Raw genomic sequence first — 24,773 nt, 5'->3', positions numbered from 1 at the left:
ATGCCGGTATTTTACCTGTTGCAGACAGTTAGGGCCTTTAATGATATGGTTCGTTTCTTGCGTCCACTCAATGTTTAAAGATGTACTGACGCCGCAGACATGCGGCCTAACAGCGATGAAACGAAATCCCGAGACCGGAGCTGTCCCGATGCCTACACGACTGGTTGATTTATTGACTCGCAGGATGACCGTCAGGGTAATTTCATTCATATCCCTGTGCCTGCTGATTCTGCTCAGTTCGATGTCATGCCGCCGTCAGACCGTGCGCAGAACCGCCCCCGATTCCAATGCCGGCGTCCCGGCGAGGATCAGCCTGCAGGATGAGCCGGAGCAGCAGGGACTCGAGGAGCTGGTTCTTCCCCAACTCGAGCAGGAAAAGCCCGCGGATTATTCATTCAACCGCGCCGAGAACGTGTTTGATATCAATCTGGATGCTGCGAATTTGAGCGAAACCCTGCAGTCGATGTGCGACATGCTGGGCTACAACCTCGTGCTCGATCCCCAGATCACCGACTCGATTACGATAAGCCTGCGCGATGTCACATTTCACAAGTTTCTGGAGATCGCTCTGGATCTCCGCGGCTACGACTACCGGCTCGAGGAGAACTTTTTGTACGTCGATCTGCCGGGCCTGGAAACCAGGGTGTTCACCGTTGACTATCTCAACGTCGCCCGTCAGTTGATTGGCCAGATGAATATCACCGGACTAAGCGGTGAGGCGGGCGGAAGCCTGATCCCGCAGAGTAATACGCAGCTCCAGACCCAGAATATCGTCAACCTCTGGTCGGATATCCGTAACAGCTTGATGGAAATCGTGCTGGGACTTGGCACTCAGCTCACCGGGCAGATCACCGCCGAGGGCAGCTACGCCGGCAACGATCCCTTAACCGGCCATCGGCTCGTCGTGGAACCCAACAGCGGCGTAATCCAGATTACGGCCACACGCGAGGTGCTGGAGAACGCCGAAGCGTTTCTGACGGCGATGGAAGCCAGCCTGCATCGTCAGGTGCTGATCGAGGCCCGGTTCGTGGAAATCAACCTGAACGATTCTTACGAAGCCGGGCTGGACTGGTCGGTGATTCCCAACGTTACCGGGGTTTCGAGCCTGGGCGGCGGGCTGGTCGGCGGTGCACTGGCCTCGCAGGCGCTCAGCCCCTCGTCCCGCGAATTCCAGATCGGCGTATCCAACGACAATGTCAGCGCCATCCTGACCGCCCTCTCCAAGCACGGCAAGATCAATATCCTGCAAAGCCCGCAGGTCAGCACGCTGAACAACCAGCCCGCGGTTATCAGGATCGCCCGCAACGAGACATTTTTCCAGCGCAAGGAGACTCCGGGCCAGCCGGCCACTGCCACCAGCCCGGCCACTCAGGCGGTAATCAACTATGTTCCGATTCAGCAGCCGACAGGTGTGGTGCTGAATCTGACCCCGCAGATTGGCGATGACGGGACTATCATCATGGCGATCCGGCCCTCGATAACCTCGATAGCCGCGGTGGCCGTCAGCCCGGACGGGCTCAGCACCAGCCCGATAACCGACATCCGCGAACTCGACACGGTGGCCAGGGTCCGCCACGGCCAGACGATTATCCTGGCCGGTCTGATCCAGGAACGGGAAAGCGAAAGCGTCAAAGAAATTCCCGTTCTCTCCAAGCTCCCGTTGCTGGGGAACCTGTTTCGCCAGGTCAGCGTGGATCGCCAGAAAGTGGAGCTGGTGATCCTGCTTACGCCATATATCAATTTCAGCCGGACTTCAAGCGAGCTGACCAGCGAAGCCGGACAACTGACTCGCTACAAGGAAGTGGCTAAAAGCTACCGTGTTTCCAGTGGTGAATTCAGGAGTAACTAAGCCCGGTTCCCCGCGCTAAACCGGGGCCGACGGATGCGTACAGGGGCCTATGTACCTCGACTTTTACGGACTCCAGGAGAAACCGTTTTCCCTGACACCCGACCCCCGGTTTCTCTTCCTCAGCGACAGCCATCGCCAGGCCCTGGACCACATGACTTACGGGATCCAGGAGCGGGAGGGGTTTATCCTGATCGCGGGAGATATCGGCACCGGCAAAACAACTATCTGCCGGGAACTGCTGGATCGCCTGGACGATAATGTCGCTACCGCCCTGATTCTGAACCCGCTGCTCAGCGAACAGGAACTCCTGGAAGCCGTTGTCGAGGATTTCGCCCTCGGGATCAAGCGGGTCGTGGCAGCCGACGGCGGCGGGGAAAAGTCCAGCCGCAAAGTGTTCGACAGCCTGGATGAGGAAACTCAGAACGCCCTGGAACTCAATCCGCTGATGCCTGGTGAACGGGTGCTGCGCAACATCCTGGAAAAAGTCCAGCAGCCCGCAGCCGAACGTCCGACCAAAAAAGAGCTTATCGACCGTCTGAACGCCTACCTGCTGGAACTGGTGGAGCAGGGGGGCAACGCGGTCCTGATTATCGACGAGGCGCAGAACCTGTCGCTCGAGGTGCTCGAGCAGGTCAGGATCCTCTCGAACCTGGAAACAACCAAGCAGAAGCTGCTGCAGATTGTCCTGGTGGGCCAGCTCGAACTCAAGCGCAAGCTCGAAAGCACTGCGCTGCGTCAGCTGAACCAGCGGATCGCGATCCGCTACCAGTTGAACCCGCTGAGGTTCGAGGAGACCAAGCGCTATATCGAGCACCGGCTGTTCGTAGCCGGTTCCAACAGTTCGGTCACGTTCAGCGAGGATGCGTTCCAGCAGCTTTACGACTATTCCCGCGGCGTACCCCGGCTGGTCAACCTGATCTGCGAGCGTTGCCTGCTGGCCGGCTATGTCGACCAGGCCCGCAAGCTGGATGGCAATACCGTCTTGCGTTGCCGGGAGTCGCTGGAAGGTAACATGGAGGCCGGTCCGGCCCCGAAAATCGAACAACCGCAGCTTCAGGACAAAGCTCCCGCGGGGGAAGTCGAGGAGGATTTGGCCGGGGCAGCCGGGGAACATCGTCCCGATGAAGCGGTGGAGCAACCCTGGGAGCGCAAAAAAAGCGGCCTGTCCGGTCCCCTTAAAACCGTTATAATTGGCCTGGCCATGGTCGCACTGATTGTGGCCGCCTCTTTGCTGACCTGGAATATCGCAAAACGAAACGGCGGCGCTCCTGCCGGCACAACGACCGCGGCACCCTCGCCGCAGCGTGAAGGTATCGAGACCAATGCGGTTCAGCGCTCGCCGGAGGTCCCGGCGGTCAGGCTTGCGTTTTCGTTGCAGTTGGGAGCATTCCGCAGTCTGGAAGATGCGCTGGAGCAGGCACGCCTGTTCGATGAGCAGGGACTGGAGCGTGAACTGTTCGTGGTGCCGCTCCACGTGGCGCAGCTTGGGGGACGGTGGTACAGGCTGTTCTACGGCGGGTTTCCCTCCAGCGATGCGAGCCGGACCGAACTGGGCAGGCTCGAGGAGCGCGGAATCCTGCGCCAGGGCAGAGCCCGTGTGGTAGAAACCTCGCTGGCTTATAACTTGGGTGATTTCGGTGACCGGGCCAGCGCCGAGCAGAGAGGCGGCGAGTACATGCGCCGCTGGCGGATTCCATTCTACGTGCTGGCGCTGCATAAAGAGGAACGGAACAACACCTGGCGGCTGTATGCCGGGGCATTTGAAAACCGGGACCAGGCCGCATTTCTCGGTGACAGGATCGACGAGGCGGGCTTGAGCGGGACTCTGGTCGAGCGGCTCGGTTACTGGCCGTTTAATTAAATCACAACTCGGGGCGCGCGGTTGCGATGAGTATCATAGCCGAAGCATTGAAAAAGGCACAGCGTAAGGGCCGCACGGGTGGCGATACACCGCCGCCGTTCGAGCTGGGCAAGGCTAAGGACGCGGGGCAGCCCAAAGCGGCGGCCCAGGCTCAGCCGGCTGCTCCCGCTCCCAGGGCCAAGCCGGTGACCGTCCCGCCCGTGGTGAGCGCCGGACCCGCGGCCAAGGCAGCCCCGGCATCCAGGGCCAAAAAGACCGCGAAGCCCTCCGGAAAACCGAAAATCTGGCAGCAGCGCAAAGTGAGGATCGCGGCGATTTTCGCCACCGTGCTGGTGGCGTTCGCCGCTGTGATCTACTACGTAAATAGTGTCTACCTGCCGGGGATGACCCGGGGCGGCGTCTCGGCAACCGGCGAGCAGCTATCCGCATCTCAGCCGGGTTCACAGCCGGCCGAGCCTCAGGCTGGAGAGCCGTCGCGGGCGGCCGAAGAGGGCGAGGACGCAACTGAAAAAGCGGCGGCGGATGCAGAGGAAGCGCCTGGTGGCGATGCGGCTGATCCGGCTGTCCCGCCGGTCCCGGAAGCCGGTTCAGACCAGGCATCGGCCGCTGTACCGGAAGACGCATCCGCTGAAAACGCGGGTGCGGAAAGCGCCGGAAGTGAGTTGACTTTCCTGCCGGACGCTCCGGAGGCCGGGCAGATGTCAGGATCGGTGCCGGATAACGCTGTTCCCGCGCCGCCGCTCCCTCGATCTCCGAGTTCGATTGTCCACAAGGGCGAGCAGGACAAGCGCCTTCGCGAGGATATCTACCATTTCAACATGGCTGTCTATTTCCAGCGCAAGGGCGATGTCCGCGAGGCGTTGAGCGAATACGCTGAAGTGATCCGTCTTTCCCCGCATAACGCCGAAGTTTACAGTAATATGGGTGTGCTCTACAACCAGATCGGTGAATATGAAAAAGCTGTTTCCGTACTGCAGAAAGCGCTGCTGATCGATCCGAATTACAGTAAAGCCCGCAACAATATGGCCGTGGCCTATTACCACGGCGGCCAGTATGAACTGGCGTTCGAGCAGGCCGACAGGGCGGTCGATCTGGAGCCGGGCAACCTGGATGCGCTGAACAACATGGGCCTGATTTATCGCAGGCTGAACAGGGCCGAGCAGGCCGAGCAGAGTTTCCGCAAGGCGCTGGCTGTCGATCCGGGATACGCGGCGGCCCACTACAATCTCGCCCTCCTTTTCGAGCAGACCGGCCAGCTTTCGCTCGCCGCCCGCCACTACCGTTCTTTCCTCTCCGGCGGAGGCGGCTCGGAGCAGCTTAACGCCAAGGTCGGCAACCGCTTGCGACAACTGACTCCCGGCGCCTTGCCTGTCGGCAACTGACTCTCCCGCCGCGTGTAATAATTTGAGATATCAGCGGATTTTTTGTATTTTTCCTGCCGGGTCATTTTTTCGCCGGGTGGAAAGTACGTATTTTTACATGGCAGCTGCCGGGAACTGTTGATGGCCGGGCAAAACGCAAAATGCGGGAGCGAATCCGCTGTCGAGCAGAAACTGTCCACTCTGCCCATGCGGCCGGGCGTGTACATGATGCGCGACGAGGCGGGGAAGATTATTTATGTCGGCAAAGCCAAGAAACTGGCCAACAGGGTCCGCAGTTATTTCCGGGGAACTCCGGCCAATCCCAAGGTGGCCGCGATGGTGAGCCGGATCGCCACGTTCGACTATCTTGTCACTGACAGCGAGATCGAGGCCCTGCTGCTGGAGTGCAACCTGATCAAGGAACACCGTCCGCGCTACAACGTCGACCTCAAGGACGACAAGCGCTATCCCTTTCTCAAGGTTACCACGGCCGAGCCGTTCCCGCGCGCGTTTGTCACCCGCAAGTACAGCAACGACGGTTCGCGCTATTTCGGGCCGTACACCGATGCCGGCGCCCTGCGCACCACCCTGGAGGTGTTGGGCAAGGTGTTCCCCCTGCGCACCTGCCGTCACAAGCTGCCCGAGCAGCGCGGTGCGCGCGAGTGCCTGAACTTCCACCTGGGGCATTGCTCGGCCCCCTGCCACGGACATATTACGGAAGCAGACTACGCTGAGATGGTGGCCGAGGTGATCCAGTTCCTGGAAGGCCGCACCGAGCCGATCGCCGACAGGCTGCGGCACAAGATGAAAGCGGCGTCCGAGGGCTTGGATTTCGAGCTGGCGGCGCGCTGCCGCGACCAGTTGAAGGCCGTGGAGAAAGTCAGTCAGCGCCAGCGGATGGATGCGCCGGGGGGAGAGGACGCAGACGTGGTGGCCTTGTCGGTGGACGGCCGCGACGCCTGCGCGGTGGTGTTCAAAATCCGCGGCGGAAAGATGCTGGGCAGCGAGCACCGCCTCCTGCGCAACAACCTTCAAGAGCCGCCCGAAGAGGTACTCAACGCCTTTATCGGCCACACCTACCTGGGAGACAGGGAATACCCTCCCGCCGTCTATCTCAGCCACCGGATCGAGGACGCGGGACTCTACGAAAAGTGGCTGAGCCAGCGTTCAGGGCGCAAGGTGCGCCTTCACGTTCCCGAGCGGGGCGACAAGGTCCGGCTGGTGCGGATGGCCGAGCGCAACAGCCACCTTCTGCTCGAGGAAGTCGTGATGCACCGCGAGCAGGCGCGCCAGCGGGTGCCCGAGGCCCTGCTTGAGCTGCAGAAAACCCTGGGCCTCAAACGCCTGCCACGGCTGATCGTCTGTTTCGACGTCTCGACGATCCAGGGCAGCCACGCCGTGGCCGCGATGAGCTGTTCGCGGAACGGCAAACCGCTCAAGAGCGCATACCGCAAGTTCCGGATTCGCCGTGAGAGCGGGCAGGACGATTTTGCGATGATGAAGGAGGCCGTGGGCCGCTATTTCAGCCGGGTGGCCGGTGGTGAAATCGAATGCCCGCACCTGGTTGTGATCGACGGGGGCAAGGGCCAGCTTGGCGCGGCGGTGGAGGCGATCAGTGAAACGGGTCTGGAACTGCCGCAGATTGTAGCCCTGGCCAAGCGCGAGGAGGAGCTGTACCTGCCGGGAAACCCGGAGCCGTTCGGTCTTTCCCGGCGCAGCGAGGCGCTGCGCATGCTGATGCGGGTCCGCGACGAGGCCCATCGTTTCGCGGTGGAATACCATCGCAAGGTCCGCAGCAAAAATACGCTCGATTCAAAGCTCAACCGGATCCCCGGAATAGGGCCGTCCAGGACAGCCGCGCTGCTGGAGGAATTCGGCTCGCCGGCGGCTGTGGCCCGGGCCTCTGTCGAGCAGCTGTCGGGAGTTAAAGGGTTTTCGCAGGCGATGGCCCGCAAGGTGGCGGACTTTCTGAACGATGGGAAAAGCGATGCTCGCAGTGCGCAAGATTCAGCTTGATCCGCTGCAGTCCAACTGCTACCTGGCCTGGGACGAAGACTCGGGCGCCGGCGTGGTGATCGACCCCGGCGGCGAGGGGGCGAGGATTATCGCCGAAATCGAAAGCCGGCGGATAAAACCGCAGTATATCCTCAATACCCACGGCCACGGCGACCATGTGGCCGCCAACCGGGCGGTAAGGACAAGGTTCGGTGTTCCGCTGCTGATCCACCCGGACGAGGCTCCCCTGCTGGCCGACCCCCGGCTGAACATGAGCGCGTTCTACGGCCTGCCGGTTGTCAGCCCGCCGGCCGATGGCTTCCTGGAGGTTGGCGGTCGGGTTGAGTTCGGCGGACACGAACTGGAGGTGCTCCACACGCCGGGTCATAGCCCGGGAGGAGTATCGTTCCACGGGCACGGGGTGGTTTTTACCGGTGACGCTCTGTTCATGGGTTCGGTCGGCCGGACCGATTTTCCCGGCTGCGATGAGGATTTGCTGCTCTCGAAAATCAGGGAAAACCTGCTCACGCTGCCGGATGATACGATAGTCTACCCCGGCCACGGCCGCGATACGACGATCGGTATCGAGAAGCGGCACAACCCGTTCCTGATATGAGTGACGAAAACGATACAGCCGGCTCCGCTCCGCCTGTCCCACGCACTTTCCTGCTCGAGCAGTTCGGGGACTATCTGGTGTTCGAGCGTAACCTGGCGGCCAACACTATCGGCGCTTACACGCGCGATGTGGCCTGTTTTGCCGCTGAGGCTGTGCGCGCGGGAGCAGGCGGGCCAGCGGATATCGACCGCGCACTCGTAGCCGATTATCTGAACGAGCTGGCCGAGACCGGCCTGGCGGCCAGTTCGCTGTCGCGCAAGCTGAGTTCCATTCGTCTCTATTTCCGTTTCCTCTGCGGCGAAGATGTGGTGCGGTCGAATCCCGCCCGTAAGCTGGAATTGCCCCGCCGCGGCCGTAAGCTGCCCGAAGTCCTGACCCTGGACGAAATCGTGGCCATGCTGAACGAAATAGATACAGCGAAAGCCGGCGGGCTGCGCGACAGGGCGTTGATCGAGCTGATGTACGGCACCGGGATGCGCGTATCGGAAGTCGTTGGGCTGCGCCTGGAGGATATTCGCTTCACCGAGGCGCTGGTGATAGTGTTCGGCAAGGGCGGCAAGGAGCGGGTTGTCCCGCTCGGTGAGCTGGCACTGGCCGCTCTGGGTGAATATATCGCAATCGAACGCCCCCTGCTGGACAAGGGCGGAGGCGGAGCGAGCGTTTTTCTCAACCGGCGCGGCGGCAGACCGGTCACCAGGATGGGAATCTGGAAAATACTGCAGAAATACGCCCGTCTCGCGGGTATCGAAAGCCGGGTTTATCCCCACGTGTTCCGTCACTCATTCGCCACGCATCTGGTCGAAAACGGCGCGGACCTGCGGGTTGTCCAGGAGATGTTAGGGCACGCGGATATCAGCACGACCAAGATCTACTCCCACCTTTCCAGCGACACTCTCCGTCAGGTTCATCGCGACTTTCATCCCCGGGCCTAGCTTAGCGTTACTGCAATATTTCGGGAACATCCTGCGAGCAGGGAATGTAGGAAGGGGTGGCAATCGGTTCTCCAAGCAGAAACGCCGGGAGCTGGTGGCGTCCCGGCGCTGCAAACCGTATATTGATTGAAAGGGCGGAGATCAGAAGCGGAAGCGTTTTTTCAACTTGCTGTCGAAAATCCTGGTGTAGACGGTTACCCGGCCCTTGAGTTTCTGTCCGTCTTCCAGGGGAAACAGCAGCATTACTGACTCGCTGCTTTTGCGTTCGGCTTTGCCCGTAATCTTTTTGACGCCGATTTTAAGGTACGTTTCCGTATCGTCGACCTCGTTGGGGATATCGTAACCCTTGTTATCCTTGAATTCGAGAAAGAATGCAACATGCCCCTCGGCTGTTTCGCTATCGCCGATATAGGTCAAAACATAGGAGAAAAATACGAAGTTCTGGTTGATAACCACGCCAAAACTTCCCTTCTCTGATTTCTCATCGGCCGATGCAAGTCCGACGGCCAGACCAACGGCGAGCAGAGCGGCGAACACAGCTTTCATGGGGGGCTTCCTGTTCGGTGAAAGGTGCGATCTATCTTAAGAAACCAATTGTTTGCAAACTTGATGAATTGAATATTTGATCAGTTTCACAACTTACTTGCCGCAACGGTCCGCAGCCGGCTGCGATCTTACAAATGCATACAAAGCCCATAATTACATAATCGTTATAATTTTGTCAAGGTTTAGTATTTTTTTTCACAGAGCACTCCGGAGCACTTATGGGCGCGGATTTCGATAAAATTAATGTTAGCGGGTTCCGGGATAAACGCGATGAGGGCGAGTTCCTCCTGTCCGTTTTTCCCGCCGATGCCGTGATTGTCTGGGCCAGGGACGAGCAGATCTGGGGGCCGCTGCTGGACAATTTGGCCGGAATCTGTCCGGACGGCCGCTTTACGGTCGAAGTAGCGAAGCAGGATGGCACATATCGGACGAATTTCCTGCCATCGGTTGCAGTCCTGCCGCCGCCGGGCAGGGAATACTTTGCAGGGACGACTGTGGGAGAACAGCTGGCTTTCTACGCTGCTCAAGCGGGCAGGCGGGACAACACCGGGCACGGAGAGGAAATCCCGTTCGGGCTCGATTTCTCTCGGAAGCTGAACCACTCGGTCTGGGAGCTTGGCGAAGGCGAGCGCCGCTGTCTGCTGCTGGCCTCCCAGTCTCTGGCTCAGCCGCTTTGCTGGATCCTGTACAGTCCGCTGGAGCGGATGGACGGAGTGCGCACCCGGGCCGTCGCCGAATTTATCAGCCGCCAGCGAAACCGTGGCGCGATAATCCTGGCCGGCACCTCGAGTCCGGCGGCGCTGCTGGGCTGCTGCAATGGACTGCTCGCGCTGGGTGATGATGAAGCGGAAGTTGCGTATTATGGGAAGGGCGCCGAAGCGGCCGAATATCTCGAGACCCTGCTGAACTTGCCCGTGGGTATGCTGGAAGCGTCGAAAGCAGGGAGAGATAAAAATGAATAAACAGCCCTGGATTGCCTGTCAAAAGCTCAAAGACCTGTTGCAGACCGTAAATGGGGTAAAACTGCTCCGGGGGAGTTGAATCAGACGAAATATCTTGACTGGAAAAAGTACGCAACCTATTTTATGGTTTGCAAACCAGGGAGTGAAAACCTGTAAAAAATCCTTTTCTTGATGATTATTCGAGAAAGCCGCTTTGCTAAACCCGGGAATGAAGCGGCAAAAAGGCTTTCAATTCGTAAAACGTCAACTGGGACGGAGAAATGCGCAAGTTATTGATTTTCATGGCCGTAAGCTGTGTCTGGATGTTTACCGTGGCATCCAGCCCGGTGGTCACGGGAGCCAGGGTCAGGCTCAGTGCCAAGAAATACGAGTCAGCGATCAAGGTCCTCGAGAAAAACAAGGACAAGTACGCCGATGACCCGGAACTGTTCTATTACCTCGGCCGCGCCTACGCCGGGATAGCCAACTGGGATAAGGCCGGCGAAAATTTCAACAAAGCCCTGGATCTCGAGCCCAAGCGCAAGCTGGTCAAGGAAATCGACAAATGGCGCGACTATTACTGGGCCCAGTTCATACGCGATGCACAGGCCCTGCTCGACCAGCAGCGCTATCCGGAGGCGATTAACAAGTTCCGGATCGCCAACAGGGTCAATTCCGACCGCAAGGAAAGCCATGCCAATCTCGGCGTGGCGATGCTCAGCCAGGCGGAGGCATTCCAGGAGGCCCAGCCGCCTCAGCCCGACAGCGCCCGGCTGTATTTCGACGGTGCGATCGAGAGCTTGCAGAGGGCTATCGAACTGGATCCGGAAGACGAGCAATTCGTCAAGAATCTTGGCCAGGCTTATATCATGGCCGACCGCTACGACGAGGCGATCGAGGTCTATGAAGCCTATCTGGAGGAGAACCCGTTCGATATTACCGCCAAGAAGCGTCTGGTCACTATCTTCATGAGTATGCAGGATTTCGAAAGCGCCGGCATGCTTTACGAGGAACTGTTCGAGGACGCGGGTGCGGAGATGACCGAGGCTGACTATTTCAACGCGGGAAGCTGTTATTACCAGATGTGGGTTTCCGAAACCCGCAACAAGGCCGAAGGCGAAAAGGACTCCGAACAGGCCACCCATTACCTTGAGCGCGCCGCGGAAGCCTACGAGTACGTAATGGATGATAACCCGTCGGACTGCGAGGCCGGTGAGCAGCTCTATTACTCCTATATCAACCTCGAAAACTGGGCGCAGGTTGTCGAGACAATCGAGACCATGCTGGACAACGGCTGCGAGCGCACCTACATAACCCTCTCCAACCTGGGTGTGGGCTACAGCAAGATCGGAAATCAGCAGAAAGCTATCGAGGTATTCAAGGAAGCCCAGGAGAATAAGCCGGCTGACGAGCAGAGCCAGTAATCAACTACAGTCCGAAAAGAGTATGTTTTTAATGGATGGCTGATTGTGACAGTTGCAACCTTTGGCCGGCCCGGTATACGGGGCCGGTCAGAGGTTTTTTTGCGACTCGGATATCGTCGTACGGGGAATGGATAGTTTATGAGCGGCAAGGATCTAAAGGAAGAACGGCAGGTACTGGACGCCCGGATGGTCGAGCGGTCCCTGCGGAGGATCGCCAACCAGATTGTCGAGCGCAACCAGGGGACCGAAAACCTGCTGGTGGTCGGAATCCAGACCAGGGGAGTCAACCTGGCCGAGCGCCTGGTGGCGATTATCTCCGATATCGAGGGCGCGGTTGTGCCGACAGGCAAGCTCGATATCACCCTCTACCGTGACGACCTCCGTCACAACCCGGTTCAGCCCACTGTGCGCAGCACCGACCTGCCCGCCGATATTACCGGGATGAATGTGGTGCTGGTCGATGATGTTTTCTACACCGGAAGGACCATCCGCGCCGCGCTGGACGCTATCGTGGATTTCGGCCGGCCCTCATCGATCATGCTGGCCGTCCTGATCGACCGCGGCCATCAGGAACTGCCGATCAGGGCCGATTTTACCGGCAGGGAAATTTCCACCCGCAAGGATGAGGACGTTGTCGTGCGGGTGAGCGAAGTCGACGGTGCCGATGGAGTCTGGATTAAAGCGCTCGGTTGAGGCCGGGCGCTGTTCGTTTATGGCGGCTCGCTAAAACCTATAATTTTTACCCCCTGAGGTCTGCCTCGAGATGCAATTCACCCGTAAGCACCTGCTCGGTCTCGAGGAACTCTCATCCGCTGAAATCCGGATGATCCTCGATACCGCCGTGCCTTTCAAGGAGATCAGCGAAAGGCAGATCAAGAAAGTACCGGTCCTGCGCGGCAAAACGATTGTCAACCTGTTTTTCGAGCCCTCCACCCGCACGCGGATCTCGTTCGAATTCGCCGAAAAGAGGCTCAGCGCAGATACGGTAAATGTCAATGTCTCCACCAGCAGCGTGAGCAAAGGCGAAACCCTGGTGGACATGGCGCGCAACCTGGAAGCGATGAAAATCGACATGGTCGTGATCCGTCACGCGGCCAGCGGAGCGCCGGCGTTTCTGGCCGAGAGGATCGATTCCAACGTGATCAACGCGGGCGACGGCTGGCACGAGCACCCGACCCAGGGCTTGCTGGACATGCTGACGATCCGCGACCACCTGGGCCGCCTGGAGGGGATCAAGGTGGCGATTGTGGGTGATGTGATCCACAGCCGCGTGGCCCGCTCCAATATCTGGGGCCTGAAAAAGATGGGCGCCGAGGTCGGCGTGTGCGGCCCGCCCACGCTCGTGCCTCGCAGCCTGACTGAGCTGGGAGTGAAAATCTACCCCCGGATCGAGGATGCGCTCTCGGAGGTCGACGTTGTCAACGTGCTGAGGATTCAGCTCGAGCGCATGCAGTCCAACCTGTTCCCGTCCCTCGGCGAGTACAACCGCATCTACGGAATCTCCAACCGCCGGCTCGAAGAAGCCGGGCGCGACGTACTGGTCCTGCATCCGGGGCCGATGAACCGGGGCGTGGAAATCGATTCCGACGTGGCCGACGGTGAGCACCAGGTGATTCTCAAGCAGGTCACCAACGGGGTGGCGGTCAGGATGGCCGTGCTGTTTCTGCTGGCCGGCGGCAAGCAGGCCGCGGCCGCCGATGCGGCAAGTCAGCAGGGCGATTAATCAGGACACACAAAGAAAGCAGGTGGATATTGAAACGTCTGTTGGTCCGCGGTGGCCGGCTTGTCGATCCGGCCAACGGCGTGGATGAAAAGCTCGATATATTGCTTGACAGCGGCAAGGTGGCCGAAATCGGAAAATCGATCAAGCCCGCCGAGGCGGATGAGGTCATCGATGCGGCGGGCAAGGCGGTTGTCCCGGGCCTGATCGACATGCACGTCCATCTCCGGGAACCCGGCAGGGAAGATGAGGAAACGGTGGAATCCGGGTGCCTGGCCGCGGCAGCCGGCGGTTTTACCGCCGTGGCCGCCATGCCTAACACCAATCCGGTAACCGACAACCAGGCAGCTGTCGGCTATATCATTCGCGAGGCGATCCGCGCCGGCTACAGCAGGGTCTACCCGATCGGTTCGATCACCAAGAAGAGCAAGGGCGAGAGCCTTGCGGAGATGGGATCGATGCTCGACGCCGGAGCGGTGGCGTTCACCGATGACGGCCACTGCCTGTCCAGCGCCGAAGTGATGCGCAAGGCGATGACCTATTCGCTGATTTTCGACGTGCCGGTGATGCAGCACTGCGAGGACCCCGAACTGGTGGGCAAGGGCGTGATGAACGCCGGGATAACCGCCATTCGCCTGGGTCTGGCCGGCAACCCGACCGAAGCCGAAGAAGTGATTGTCTACCGCGACTGCGTGCTGGCGCGCCTGACCGGAGCGCGTTTCCACGTGGCCCATATCTCCGCCGCGCGCTCGGTGGAAATCGTCCGGCAGTTCAAGGCCGAGGGGGGCGTGAAAGTCACCGCCGAGGTTACACCGCACCATTTCACGCTCACCGAGGAAGCGGTGGGCAACTACGATACGAATGCTAAAATGGCTCCCCCGCTGCGCATGGCTGCCGATGTGGAAGCGATGCGCCGGGGCCTGGCCGACGGTACGATCGACTGTATCGCCAGCGACCACGCCCCGCACCATTACGATGAGAAAGAGGCCGCGTTCGCCGACGCCCCGAGCGGTATTCTGGGCCTGGAGACCTCGTTCCCGCTCTCGTATTCCGAACTGGTCCTGGGAGGCGTGCTCGATTTCCCGACCCTGGTCCGCCGGATGAGTACCGCTCCGGCCGAATTGCTCAAGATTCCGGGCGGCAGCCTGAAGGTGGGCTCCCAGGCGGATGTGACCGTGCTGGATTTGGAAACGGAGTGGACAATCGATAAAAACGAGTTTTACTCCAAAAGCCGTAACACGCCGTTTCACGGCCGCAGGGTGACCGGCCGGGCAGTGGTCACAATCGTTGAGGGCAGAGTGGTCTGGCGGTTGGGGCAAAATTGATGTATTTTCCAGCGAAACCTACGGAGATTCGATGACCGGACAGAACACAGACAGTCAAACAGGGGGCCGCGGCGGAACTATCGGCCTGGTCGTATTTGCGGTATATGTCGTGATTCTGGCCGCCGCCGCCGTGAGCGAAGTTTTCGAGCTTGGCTGGTTCGACTTTCCGCTGTTCAAATAGAGAACGGTTAAACGATCAAGTATCGACGAGGTGAAATCTATGCGCGAGGCGCCAAAAATTCTTCATATACTGAGTGGAAAGCGTGTATTTGCTTTAGCGGCGCTGCCGGGTATTCTGAGCGCAATGCTGCTGATTTCCGGTTGCGGCGGAGGCGAGAAAGCCGACCCGGTGCTGGAGGGGGAGAAGGTGATGGTCACCGAGGGCGTCCAGATCCTTCACACCGGCACCTCGGTCCAGCGCGACTCGGTGATCCGCACGTTCAACAACCTCAATAACCCGCGGCTTCTTCACCCCTATATCCATAACGCGGACCTCAGTGTGAGGATCGGGATAGTCAGCGCACTGGGCAACCTGAAAGACCGTGGTGCGGTCGATTCGCTAAACCGGATGCTGGTCACCAGCGACGATTATCTCCTGCGCGAAACCGTGATCTGGGCGCTGGGAGAGTTGGGCGACACCTCCAGCGTTCCGGTGCTGATCGGCATTATACAGGACACGACCCAGAACCGCGACCTACGGCTGGGCCTGCCGATCACGCTGGCGTCGTTTATCAATACGGCCTATGCCGGCAGGGTGGAGCAGACGTTCGTGGATGTGCTGCAGAACATGAGCGATGACCTCGAACTTTGCTCCTACGTGGCGGTGGGGATACTCGAGGTGCTCAAGCCCGGCAATTACGAGCTGTTCCACGCCCGGCTGCCCCTGCTCAAGGAACTGGCGGCGAAACGGATGCAGGAAAGCGGCGAGGACGGGATTTACATTAATTTCCAGCTCACTATCGAGGAGTTGGAGACCTACGAACCCGGTACGCTCTGACCCTCGGCCGCAGGCAAAAGCTGAGTTTTGAAAGACTGAGATGACCCCGTCTCAGTCTTTTTATTTTACCCCTGCCTGCCCCAAATGGGGCAATTTTACTTCAAATGAAATGGCTGCACTCTGGCAGAGAGATAAAAGTGCGAAAATGCCTTGCGTAAGATTATAAAAAGTAATAAGTTACCTGCTTCGTGCCTGTGCCGGCAGGATAGTTTGGCGATTGCTTTTCAGCTTTTGGTGGCAATTATGCAAATGGACGGGCGGATAACGGCAACGCAACTGTATGGAGTAACAGATGAACGAACAGATCCAGGAGCTGAACGAGCAGGTCAGGCGGGAAAGCGAAGTTGTGGAGCGGGTGCTGGAGGAAGTCGGCCGGGTTATCGTCGGCCAGCGTTACATGGTGGAACGCCTGCTGCTGGGGATTCTCTGTGACGGGCACGTGCTGATCGAGGGAGTGCCGGGACTGGCCAAAACACTGAGTGTACGTACCCTGGCCAGGGTTATCGAGGCTGATTTCGGGCGGCTGCAGTTCACGCCGGACCTCCTGCCTGCCGACCTGCTGGGAACGATGATCTACAACCAGAAGACCGGTGATTTCGAGCCGCGCAAGGGACCGGTGTTCACCAATATCGTCCTGGCCGACGAGATCAACCGCGCTCCGGCCAAAGTGCAGAGCGCTCTGCTGGAAGCCATGCAGGAGCGTCAGGTCACGATCGGCACATCCACCTACAAGCTTCCCAACCCTTTTCTGGTGCTGGCCACCGAGAACCCTATCGAGCAGGAGGGCACATACCCGCTGCCCGAGGCCCAGGTCGACCGGTTCATGTTCAAGCTCAGGGTCGGTTATCCCACCCGCGAGGAGGAGAGGGTGATCCTGGAACGGATGAGCGGCGGTGAGTTGGCGCAGGTGGAGAAGAGGCTTACGTCCGAAGATATCATCCGGCTGCGCGGCGTGGTGCGCGATGTCTACATGGACGAGAAAATCAAGGACTATATCGTTTCGCTTGTGTTCGCCACCCGCGAGCCGGCCAAATGCGGACTCGGGGAGCTTGATGGACTGATCGAATACGGGGCCAGCCCCCGCGCCACGATTTTTCTGGCCCGGGCCGCCCGGGCCAACGCGTTTGTCCGCCGCCGGGGTTATGTCACGCCCGAGGATATCAAGCAGATCGGGCCGGACATCCTCCGTCACCGGATCCTGCTGACCTACGAGGCCGAGGCCGAGGACCTGACCAGCGAGGATATCATCCGCAAGGTGTTCGAGACCGTGGAGGTACCCTGACGTGATCCCCCGCGATGTGATCAGCAAGGTCAAGCAGATCGAAATCGTGACCCGCAATATCGTGGAAGACGTGTTCAGCGGTGAATACCACAGTATCTTCAAGGGCCTGGGCATGGAGTTCAGCGAGGTGCGCGAGTACCAGCCGGGCGATGACGTGCGCTCGATCGACTGGAACGTCACCGCCAGGATGGGACAGCCCTTCGTCAAAAAATATGTCGAGGAGCGCGAACTGACAGTCGTGTTCCTGGTGGACGCTTCGGCCAGCGGGATGTTCGGCTCGGTCGAGAGATTGAAAAACGAGTTCGCCGCCGAGATCTGCGCCGTGCTCGCGTTCAGCGCGATCAAGAATAACGACCGCGTGGGCCTGGCGATTTTCACCGATGAAGTCGAAAAAGTAGTGGTGCCCAAGAAGGGGCGCAAGCACGTGCTGCGCGTAATCCGCGAGCTGCTGTTCTACCGGCCCCTGAAACGCGGAACTAGTATCCGCGAGGGCATGGAGTACATGATGCGGCTGCTGACCCGTCGCACCGTGGTGTTCGTGGTCAGCGATTTCCTGGACGAGGGTTTCGAGAAACCGCTGCGCAGCCTGGCGCGCCGTCACGACGTGATCCTGATGCGGATCGCCGACCCCAGGGAACTGGAACTGCCGCCGGTGGGGATGATCGAGCTGGAGGATGCGGAGACCGGACGGCGCGAGGTTATCGACACCGGTTCGCGGGCCGCGCGAGAGGGGTTCTCCCGGCTGGTGAATCAGCGCAGGCAAGCGCAGGATTCATTGTTCAAGTCCGCCCGCGTGGACTGTATAGACCTGACGCTGGGAAGTTCTTATATTGAACCGCTGATGAGCTTCTTCCGCATGCGGGAGAAGAAGTTCAGGTAGTCCGTCGAATTTTTCAGGCGGGTGAACCAATATGCGTGGAGGCAAGGATTGATACAGGTCAGTAACCTCACCAAGCGTTACGGCAATTTCAAGGCCGTGGACAATATCTCTTTCAAACTGCGCAAGGGCGAGATCCTGGGCTTCCTGGGGCCCAACGGCGCCGGCAAAACAACCACCATGCGGATAATCACCGGCTACCTGTCGGCCAACGCCGGCGAGGTCTCCGTGGCCGGCCACGACATATTCACCAGTCCGCTGGCTGTCAAGCGCAATATCGGCTACCTGCCGGAAACCCCTCCTGTCTACCGCGATATGAGGGTACGGGACTATCTCAATTTCTGCGGCAAGATCAAGGGTCTCTCCGGCTACCGCGACCGCAAGCGCCGCTTGAACTACGTGCTGGAGCGCTGCGGGCTGGAGGAAGTGCACAACGTCCATATCCACAAGCTCAGCAAGGGGTATCGTCAGCGCGTGGGCCTGGCCCAGGCCCTGATCCACAATCCGCCGGTGCTGATCTTGGACGAACCCACCGCCGGGCTGGACCCGCACCAGATCATCGGGGTCAGGGAGCTGATCCGTCAACTGGCCGGTGAGCACAGTATCCTGCTCTCGACCCATATCCTGCCCGAGGCCAGTCTGACCTGCGACCGCGTGCTGATTATCGACCGGGGGCTGCTGCTGGCCGAGGACACCACCGAGCGGCTGACCGGCAAGCTGACCGGCCACGACGTGGTCCGGGTACTGCTCAAGGGGGCGCCGGCCGAGATCAGGGACAGGCTGGGTGCGGTGGAGGGCGTGGTTAAAGTAGACGAGCAGCAGGTTCCCGGCGGCAGGAAGGACGGCCTGCGCCAGTTCGACGTCAGCTGCAAGCTCGGCAACGACCGCCGTGGCGAACTGGCAAGGGCGGTCGTGGAAAGCGGCGCCCAGCTGCTGGAGCTGCGGCCGGAGTCGATGACGCTGGAGGAGATATTTATTAAGATTACGACCAGGACTCCGGACGAGCTGGCTGCCAGGTCGCAGCAGGAGGGCAGCTGAAATGCAGAACATATTCTCGATCTTCTGGCGCGAGTACAAGTCGTATTTCCTCAGCCCGATCGCCTATGTGGTGATCGGGGTGTTCCTGTTCCTGGTCGCCAACCGGTTCGTCTTCAAGTTCAACGAGTTCGTCCAGCTTACGTTCGAGGCCACCAGCGAGGCTGTGACCTACCAGCAGACGATTCCCAAGTTCAGTATTAACGATGTGGTGATCCGCTACCTGTTCCACAACATGCGCAATATCAGCCTGTTCCTGCTGCCGATGATCACGATGAGGCTGTTCGCCGAGGAGCGCAAGACCGGCACCCTGGAACTGCTGCTGACTTCACCGCTGACAATAACTCAACTGGTGCTGGGCAAGTTCCTTTCAGCGTTCGTGCTGTTTTTGACGATGGTTATTCCAACGGCGCTGTTCCAGTACTACCTGTTCCTCTACGGCAACCCCGACCTGGGACCAGTGCTGACAAGCTATGTCGGGATCGTGCTCTACGGGGCCGCGGTAATCAGTATGGGTACCCTGATCAGTTCGCTGACCGAGAACCAGATAATCGCCGGGGCGCTCACGTTCGGCGCATTCCTGTTCCTCTGGATCGTGGGCAGGGTCAGCGATGCGACTGTCAGCGTCTGGGGAGAGATCGCCAATTACATCTCGATTACCTCTCACTTTACCAATTTCTCGATGGGTGTGGTTGATTCACGCGACGTTCTTTTTTACCTGTCGTTCTGTTTCGTCGGACTGTTCCTGACCCACCAGTCGATTACTTCGCTGCGGTGGAGGTGAGAGACCTGCGCTTATGAAGCAGAAAATCAAAATAACAGGCTATATCAGCCCGGTAGTGCTGTTTCTGGGCCTCGGTACGTACTATGTCAACGGTCTCTGGGACGCGGTCTCGATTTCCCTGACCGCTCTCGGCACGCTGATGGGGCTGACTTACCTGATTGTCTGCCATGACGATTTCCAGCACATTTTCAGCGCCCGCAGTTTCCGCAGCGGTACCAACATGCTGCTGGTGATCTGCGTGGTCCTGAGCCTGCTGGCGGTGGTCAACATGCTCGGTTTCCGCCATTTCTACTGGCGGGACGTGACAGTCAAGAAGAAATACGAGCTGAGTCCGCTGACCATGGCGATAATCGACCAGGTAAATGAACAAAACGCCAGGATCAATATCACCTCGTTTTTCTGGACTTTTTACGACCGAAACCTGAGCCAGCAGCAGAACCGGACCGTGATTCGCGAGAACATACGGATCGAGGAGAAGCAGCGCGACCTTCTCGAGGTCTACGCGGATATCTGCCCCAATATCAATTTCCGGTTCCTGGACCCGAACCGTGAACTGGTGCTGGCCCGTGAATACAATATTCAGCGCTACCGCGGCAACGTTACGATTGTCGAGAACGGCGCCAACAGTGATATGAACGCCGACGTGGACACCGAGGAAGAGATGACCAACGCGCTGATCAAGGTGCTCAGCGATGAGCGCCGGGCGGTCTATTTCCTCGAGGGCCACCAGGAACAGGACATGGACGACGGCAGTCCGAACGGCTTTCTGATGGCCGTCACGGCAATCCGCGACCAGGCTTACCGGACCGAGCGGCTGAACGTGATCGAGGCCGGCGGCGTGCCCGAGGACTGCAAGACCCTCATTATCGCGGGGCCGAAAAAGTCTCTGCTGATCGAGGAAGTAGCCCTGATCGACGACTATCTTGTCAAGGGCGGCCGGATCATGGTCGCTGTCGACCCGGAGTACGATGTCGGCCTGAGCGACTGGCTGCTTAAATGGGGCATTCGGATCGGCGACGATATCGTGGTGGACAACAGTTCCGCCGGAGTCCGCCAGGGAGCAGGGCCAACCGAGCCGCTGCTCTATAACTACGACCGTGAGCACCCGATCACACGTGATCTCAAACGCGCGTTCAGTACGATGCCGACCGTCCGCTCGGTCCGTCTGGAGGACAATCCCGGCCAGGACCTGGAGCTGTCGGTGCTGGCGACTACCAGCGACAACAGCTGGGGCGAACGGAACAAGGAGCAGATTTCGCTCCGCAATCCGACATTCGATCCAACCGATCTCAGCGGGCCCGTGCCGGTGGCTGTCTCGATGTTGCGCAAATTGCGGGAAACCCGTCCCGGGTTCACCGAAATCACCGCCGAATCAAGCACAAAGATGCCGAGCCACGAAGAGCTTCGTAAGATGCGGCTCGAGAAATCATCGGTCCGCGCCCAGCTGGTGGTTTTCGGCGACAGCCAGTTCGCCTCCAATTCGTACCTTCGCTACGGCGGGAACTGGGACCTGTTCATGAACGCGGTCAACTGGCTGATCGGCGACGAGCGGCTGATCAATATCCGGCCCAAGGACCCTGAAGACCAGACGATCTACATCAATAAAACCCAGGCAAGCAGGATGGGCATGGTCGCGCAGGTCGTGATGCCCCTGATTATCCTCGTACTCGGCGCCTGGGTCATGGCTGTCCGGCGGCTTCGCTGATCTCCTGCCGCTGTCGCCGGGATAACTGAACCGCAATTACAAGAAGGATTTTTTTAATGAACTGGAAAGTATTGGTCCTGCTGCTGGCTTTCACCCTCGCACTCGGCGCGTACCTGTTCCTGCAGGATCAGCCTGAGGCCGGGGAGGAAGCCGGCTCAACCGAACTCGAATATGTCCTGCCATATGCGCCCGAAGACGTCCAGAAAGTGACGATTATATTTCAGGACACCACCTATGTCGTGGTCCGCGACGGACTGGAGTGGCACCTCGAGCAGCCGGACCCGGGTTGGGGAGCCGATTCACTGGTGATAAACCATCTGCTGAGGACGCTCAGCCAGATGCCCTACGTAAATTCCATCCCGGTCAGCGAACTCGACATGGCCGCCGTTAAACTCGATGATCCGGTGCTGGTATTCACGGCCTACAAATCGGACCTCGACAGTACCCGTCTGGAGTTCGGGGCACTGAATCCGACGACTGAAAATATTTATATCCTGATCGCCGGCCAGGGACGGGTGGCGCTCGCCAACAAGCTCCTTGGACCGATGATGACTGTCAACGGGTTCCTGGTCAGGGGTAAGTCCCTGACCGGTGTGCAGCCCTACCGCACCGTGGGGATCGAGGTGGAATCCGGCGGACGGAGCGTATTCCGCTGTTATCGCGCTGACGGCCGTGACCGCTGGCGGATCGACACCGCCGGGGGGTCTGTTTTAGCGGATAAGCTCAAGCTCAATCTTCGCCTCGGTGAACTCTACAGTGATCAGGTCCGTGAATTCCTGCCGGCTGGCAGTGTACGGAGGCAGGAAACGGGTCTGAACCGCCCGGTACGGACACTCAGGCTCGTTGCCGAGAACGGTGACACTTCTGTCGTACGTCTGGGCCGCACTGTATCGGATCAGGATTATCTGCGCTGGGCCAGCTCATCGATCTATCCCGGCCATTTGCTGTTGATCGATTCCTGGCTGATCGAGCGGGTGGACAAGTTTGTCCCCGATAGCATGCGAACGCTGCAAATCGTCGATTTCATCCCTTCGGAGGTTACTTTTATCTCCCTTGCCAACCCGCTCGATTCACTGGTGCTGACGGCTGAAAACGACACGCTGTGGCGGTTGATCGCCCCCCGGCAGGCCAGGGCCAAATATCAGTTTGTCGAGCAGCTGCTTAGCCATGCGGACACTTTAAAAGGATCGAAAGTATTGCCCGCTGGCGGAGACCGGGGATTTGAATCTCCGCAGGTCAGGCTGGTGCTGATGAACGGCGACAGCCTGCTGGTCGACATGCTGGTTGGATATTTTGCGGAAACCGAAGTTTACGTCCGGGACAACGTACGTAATATCGACTTTTTGGCGTCCCCCAGAAAGCTTGAACCGCTGAACTCGACTTTTAAAGACGTGGCGGATATCCCGGTGAGACACGTAGTTGAGTGAGGCGGTGGGCAGGGGAGATGCCGGCGCACTGGGAAAATGACAAACCCGATTCGCAGCATATCGAGCATATCGAACACTTTCACTCCCGCGGTCTGTCTGTTGGCGGTCGTGCTGACAGTGCATCCCGCCGGTGGAACCTCGCAGGTCAATGCGCGCCTGGATACTGCCCGCGCCAGGATCGGCGACCGGCTTACCCTTACCCTCACGATCCATTCCGGTGACGGGGAAACTGTCCGCTTTCCCGATCTCGAATCTCAGCTGGAAAATTTCGAAATTCTGGCCGAACTGCCTGTCGAGCAAATTCCGGGCGATGGCAGCGCCACGATGACCCGCCGCAGTTTCACGCTGACCTCCTTCGAGACCGGCAGTCTCCAAATCCCGCCGCTGCCATTTGCGGTGATTAAGGCCGATGGAGCGGTGGATACGCTCTGGTCCGTAGCGCAGCCGGTGGATTTCATCTCGCTGGTCCAGGATACGCTCAATGCAGAAATAAGGCCGATCCGTGACATTGTGGACGCGACCCGTCTCTGGAAACGGATCGCGCTGGCGGCGCTGGCGGCACTGGCGGCGTTGGCACTGCTCGGGATGCTGTGGAGACGGTATCTAAAGCGGCGCGCCCAGAGGCTGCGTGGCCGGATACAGCCCTCCGGACCGGTTCGCCCGGCCCACTTGATCGCGCTGGATGAGCTGGACAGGATCAAATCGCTGGGACTGATCGAAAAGGGTGAAATCAAGCAGTTCCACATCCTGGTTTCGGAAGCGGTGCGCCATTATCTCGGAGCGCGTTTCGGAGTCGACGTGCTGGAGATGACCAGCTGGGAGCTGATGGACGAACTGAACCGGCGGCGGGATATCGACAGGGCTTTCTGTGAACTGATCGGGGAATTCCTGGATTCCTGCGATCTGGTAAAGTTCGCCAAGTACAAGCCGGTTATCGTTGAGATTAATTCCACGTTCAACAAGGCGTACGAGATAATCGAGAACTCCCGTCCCGCGGAAGTACAGCAGCCGTCTCGGGAAAACTCCGGAACCCCACTCGGCGAATCGGCTGAGACAGCCGTGGTAGCCGGGGGTGGAGAAGGGGGTGAGCGATGAATTTCCAGTTCGCCGACCCGTGGCTGCTCGCGCTGCTCCTGCTGCTTCCCCTGCTGGGCTGGGCTTACCGCAACTGGAATCTCCAGCGGCGGAGGACTATCCGCTATTCCGACCTGGACACCCTGGCCGCTGTCAACGGCCGCTGGGCGCGGATCAAGAGCCATCTGCCGTTTGCGCTGCGCATCTTCGCCCTGGCCCTGCTGGTAATCGCCCTGGCCCGCCCCCGCAGCGGCGTAACTTTCGAGGACGTTACCAGCGAGGGCGTGGATATCGTGCTGACCATGGACGTGTCGACCAGCATGCTTGCCGAGGATCTCAATCCCGGCAGCAACCGTCTTGATGTGGCCCGCGAGGTGGTCGGCGATTTTATCGGCCGCCGCCGTCACGACCGGATCGGGCTGGTGGCGTTCGCAGCCAAAGCTTTTACCCGCTGCCCGCCCACTCTCGATTACCGGGTGCTGGCCTCGCAGGTGGAACGCCTGGAGATCGGTTCGATCGAGGACGGGACCGCGATCGGAGTGGCCCTGGCCAGCAGCGTCAACCGCCTTCGCGACAGCAAGGCCCGCAGCAGGATAATCGTCCTGCTGACCGATGGGATCAACAACCGCGGTGAAATCGATCCGCTGACAGCCGCCCAGGTGGCCAAGGCCAAGGATGTGAAAGTTTACACTATCGGTGTCGGCACCCGCGGGACCGCGCGGGTACCGGTACGCGACCAGTTCGGACGGGTGCGCTACGTGGACCAGAAAGTGGAGATCGACGAGCAGACGCTGACCCGGATCTCGGAAATCACCGGCGGACAGTATTACCGGGCCACCGACGCCGCCGAGCTCCAGCGGATTTACCGGGAAATCGACTCGCTGGAAAAAACCGAGATCGACGTGCGGGAATACACCCGCTACAGCGAGTTGTTCAGCCTGTTTCTGCTCCCCGGGCTGGCCCTGTTCGCGCTGGAGCTGGTATTGGGTTCGACAGTGCTGAAAACTTTGCCGTGAGCTGAT

Annotated in this window: 21 protein-coding genes; 20 read left to right on the top strand and 1 reads right to left on the bottom strand. The window is 59.4% G+C overall.

Translation table 11 applies throughout. The annotated features are described in order from the left end of the window. Positions 1-40 precede the first annotated feature (40 nt). The 6 genes from FVQ81_01800 to xerD all read left to right on the top strand — a co-directional run bounded on the left by FVQ81_01800 (position 41) and on the right by xerD (position 8,614). The gene (locus FVQ81_01800; GenBank protein ID MBW7995307.1) at positions 41-1,849 is read left to right on the top strand and encodes a hypothetical protein; all 1,809 of its coding nucleotides are present in this window, start codon (positions 41-43) and stop codon (positions 1,847-1,849) included. 49 nt (positions 1,850-1,898) lie between these two features. After that, complete coding sequence (locus FVQ81_01795) at positions 1,899-3,710, top strand: AAA family ATPase (GenBank protein ID MBW7995306.1); 1,812 nt, start codon at positions 1,899-1,901, stop codon at positions 3,708-3,710. Positions 3,711-3,736: 26 nt separating this feature from the next. Beyond that, positions 3,737-5,092, top strand: a complete 1,356-nt coding sequence (locus FVQ81_01790) for a tetratricopeptide repeat protein (protein ID MBW7995305.1) — start codon at positions 3,737-3,739, stop codon at positions 5,090-5,092. Positions 5,093-5,212: 120 nt separating this feature from the next. After that, positions 5,213-7,087, top strand: a complete 1,875-nt coding sequence (uvrC, locus tag FVQ81_01785) for an excinuclease ABC subunit UvrC (GenBank protein MBW7995304.1) — start codon at positions 5,213-5,215, stop codon at positions 7,085-7,087. Continuing rightward, positions 7,059-7,682 (top strand): MBL fold metallo-hydrolase, encoded by a 624-nt coding sequence (locus tag FVQ81_01780; GenBank protein MBW7995303.1) that lies wholly within the window; start codon positions 7,059-7,061, stop codon positions 7,680-7,682. Before uvrC ends, FVQ81_01780 begins: the two co-directional genes overlap by 29 nt. Beyond that, complete coding sequence (gene xerD, locus FVQ81_01775) at positions 7,679-8,614, top strand: site-specific tyrosine recombinase XerD (GenBank protein ID MBW7995302.1); 936 nt, start codon at positions 7,679-7,681, stop codon at positions 8,612-8,614. The genes FVQ81_01780 and xerD overlap by 4 nt, the downstream gene beginning before the upstream one ends. Before the next feature lie 141 nt (positions 8,615-8,755). Here the strand turns inward: xerD and FVQ81_01770 are convergent, their stop codons facing one another. Continuing rightward, entirely contained in the window at positions 8,756-9,160 is a 405-nt protein-coding gene (locus tag FVQ81_01770) for a hypothetical protein (GenBank protein ID MBW7995301.1), read from the bottom strand. Positions 9,161-9,378: 218 nt separating this feature from the next. Here FVQ81_01770 and FVQ81_01765 point away from each other — a divergent pair, with 218 nt between their 5' ends. The 14 genes from FVQ81_01765 to FVQ81_01700 all read left to right on the top strand — a co-directional run bounded on the left by FVQ81_01765 (position 9,379) and on the right by FVQ81_01700 (position 24,767). Beyond that, positions 9,379-10,122, top strand: a complete 744-nt coding sequence (locus tag FVQ81_01765; protein ID MBW7995300.1) for a hypothetical protein — start codon at positions 9,379-9,381, stop codon at positions 10,120-10,122. A gap of 260 nt (positions 10,123-10,382) precedes the next feature. Continuing rightward, positions 10,383-11,525, top strand: coding sequence for a tetratricopeptide repeat protein (locus FVQ81_01760; GenBank protein ID MBW7995299.1), 1,143 nt, complete (start codon positions 10,383-10,385; stop codon positions 11,523-11,525). Between the two features lie 138 nt (positions 11,526-11,663). Continuing rightward, on the top strand, positions 11,664-12,218 hold the full coding sequence (pyrR, locus tag FVQ81_01755) for a bifunctional pyr operon transcriptional regulator/uracil phosphoribosyltransferase PyrR (GenBank protein MBW7995298.1): 555 nt from the start codon (positions 11,664-11,666) through the stop codon (positions 12,216-12,218). Between the two features lie 70 nt (positions 12,219-12,288). Next, a complete protein-coding gene (locus tag FVQ81_01750; GenBank protein ID MBW7995297.1) occupies positions 12,289-13,248 on the top strand; it encodes an aspartate carbamoyltransferase catalytic subunit in 960 nt (319 codons plus the stop codon). Between the two features lie 29 nt (positions 13,249-13,277). Further along, on the top strand, positions 13,278-14,570 hold the full coding sequence (locus FVQ81_01745) for a dihydroorotase (GenBank protein MBW7995296.1): 1,293 nt from the start codon (positions 13,278-13,280) through the stop codon (positions 14,568-14,570). Between the two features lie 220 nt (positions 14,571-14,790). Next, positions 14,791-15,567, top strand: a complete 777-nt coding sequence (locus FVQ81_01740; protein ID MBW7995295.1) for a HEAT repeat domain-containing protein — start codon at positions 14,791-14,793, stop codon at positions 15,565-15,567. Positions 15,568-15,859: 292 nt separating this feature from the next. Beyond that, positions 15,860-16,849, top strand: a complete 990-nt coding sequence (locus FVQ81_01735) for a MoxR family ATPase (GenBank protein MBW7995294.1) — start codon at positions 15,860-15,862, stop codon at positions 16,847-16,849. A 1-nt stretch (position 16,850) separates the two neighbouring features. Continuing rightward, the gene (locus FVQ81_01730) at positions 16,851-17,729 is read left to right on the top strand and encodes a DUF58 domain-containing protein (GenBank protein ID MBW7995293.1); all 879 of its coding nucleotides are present in this window, start codon (positions 16,851-16,853) and stop codon (positions 17,727-17,729) included. A gap of 48 nt (positions 17,730-17,777) precedes the next feature. After that, the gene (locus tag FVQ81_01725; protein ID MBW7995292.1) at positions 17,778-18,764 is read left to right on the top strand and encodes an ATP-binding cassette domain-containing protein; all 987 of its coding nucleotides are present in this window, start codon (positions 17,778-17,780) and stop codon (positions 18,762-18,764) included. 1 nt (position 18,765) lies between these two features. Further along, positions 18,766-19,545 carry an ABC transporter permease subunit gene (locus FVQ81_01720; protein ID MBW7995291.1) on the top strand — a complete coding sequence of 260 codons (780 nt, stop codon included), beginning with the start codon at positions 18,766-18,768 and terminating at the stop codon, positions 19,543-19,545. A gap of 13 nt (positions 19,546-19,558) precedes the next feature. Further along, a complete protein-coding gene (locus tag FVQ81_01715) occupies positions 19,559-21,250 on the top strand; it encodes a hypothetical protein (GenBank protein MBW7995290.1) in 1,692 nt (563 codons plus the stop codon). Positions 21,251-21,306: 56 nt separating this feature from the next. After that, the gene (locus FVQ81_01710; protein ID MBW7995289.1) at positions 21,307-22,677 is read left to right on the top strand and encodes a DUF4340 domain-containing protein; all 1,371 of its coding nucleotides are present in this window, start codon (positions 21,307-21,309) and stop codon (positions 22,675-22,677) included. 36 nt (positions 22,678-22,713) lie between these two features. Beyond that, entirely contained in the window at positions 22,714-23,772 is a 1,059-nt protein-coding gene (locus FVQ81_01705; GenBank protein MBW7995288.1) for a protein BatD, read from the top strand. After that, complete coding sequence (locus tag FVQ81_01700; GenBank protein ID MBW7995287.1) at positions 23,769-24,767, top strand: VWA domain-containing protein; 999 nt, start codon at positions 23,769-23,771, stop codon at positions 24,765-24,767. Before FVQ81_01705 ends, FVQ81_01700 begins: the two co-directional genes overlap by 4 nt. The last annotated feature ends 6 nt before the right edge of the window (positions 24,768-24,773 follow it).

It is taken from the genome of Candidatus Glassbacteria bacterium (genome assembly GCA_019456185.1).
Lineage (GTDB): Bacteria > Gemmatimonadota > Glassbacteria > GWA2-58-10 > GWA2-58-10 > JAJRTS01.
Note: the sequence above shows the minus strand (reverse complement) of the source record. Positions and strands in the feature narration are given on the sequence as shown.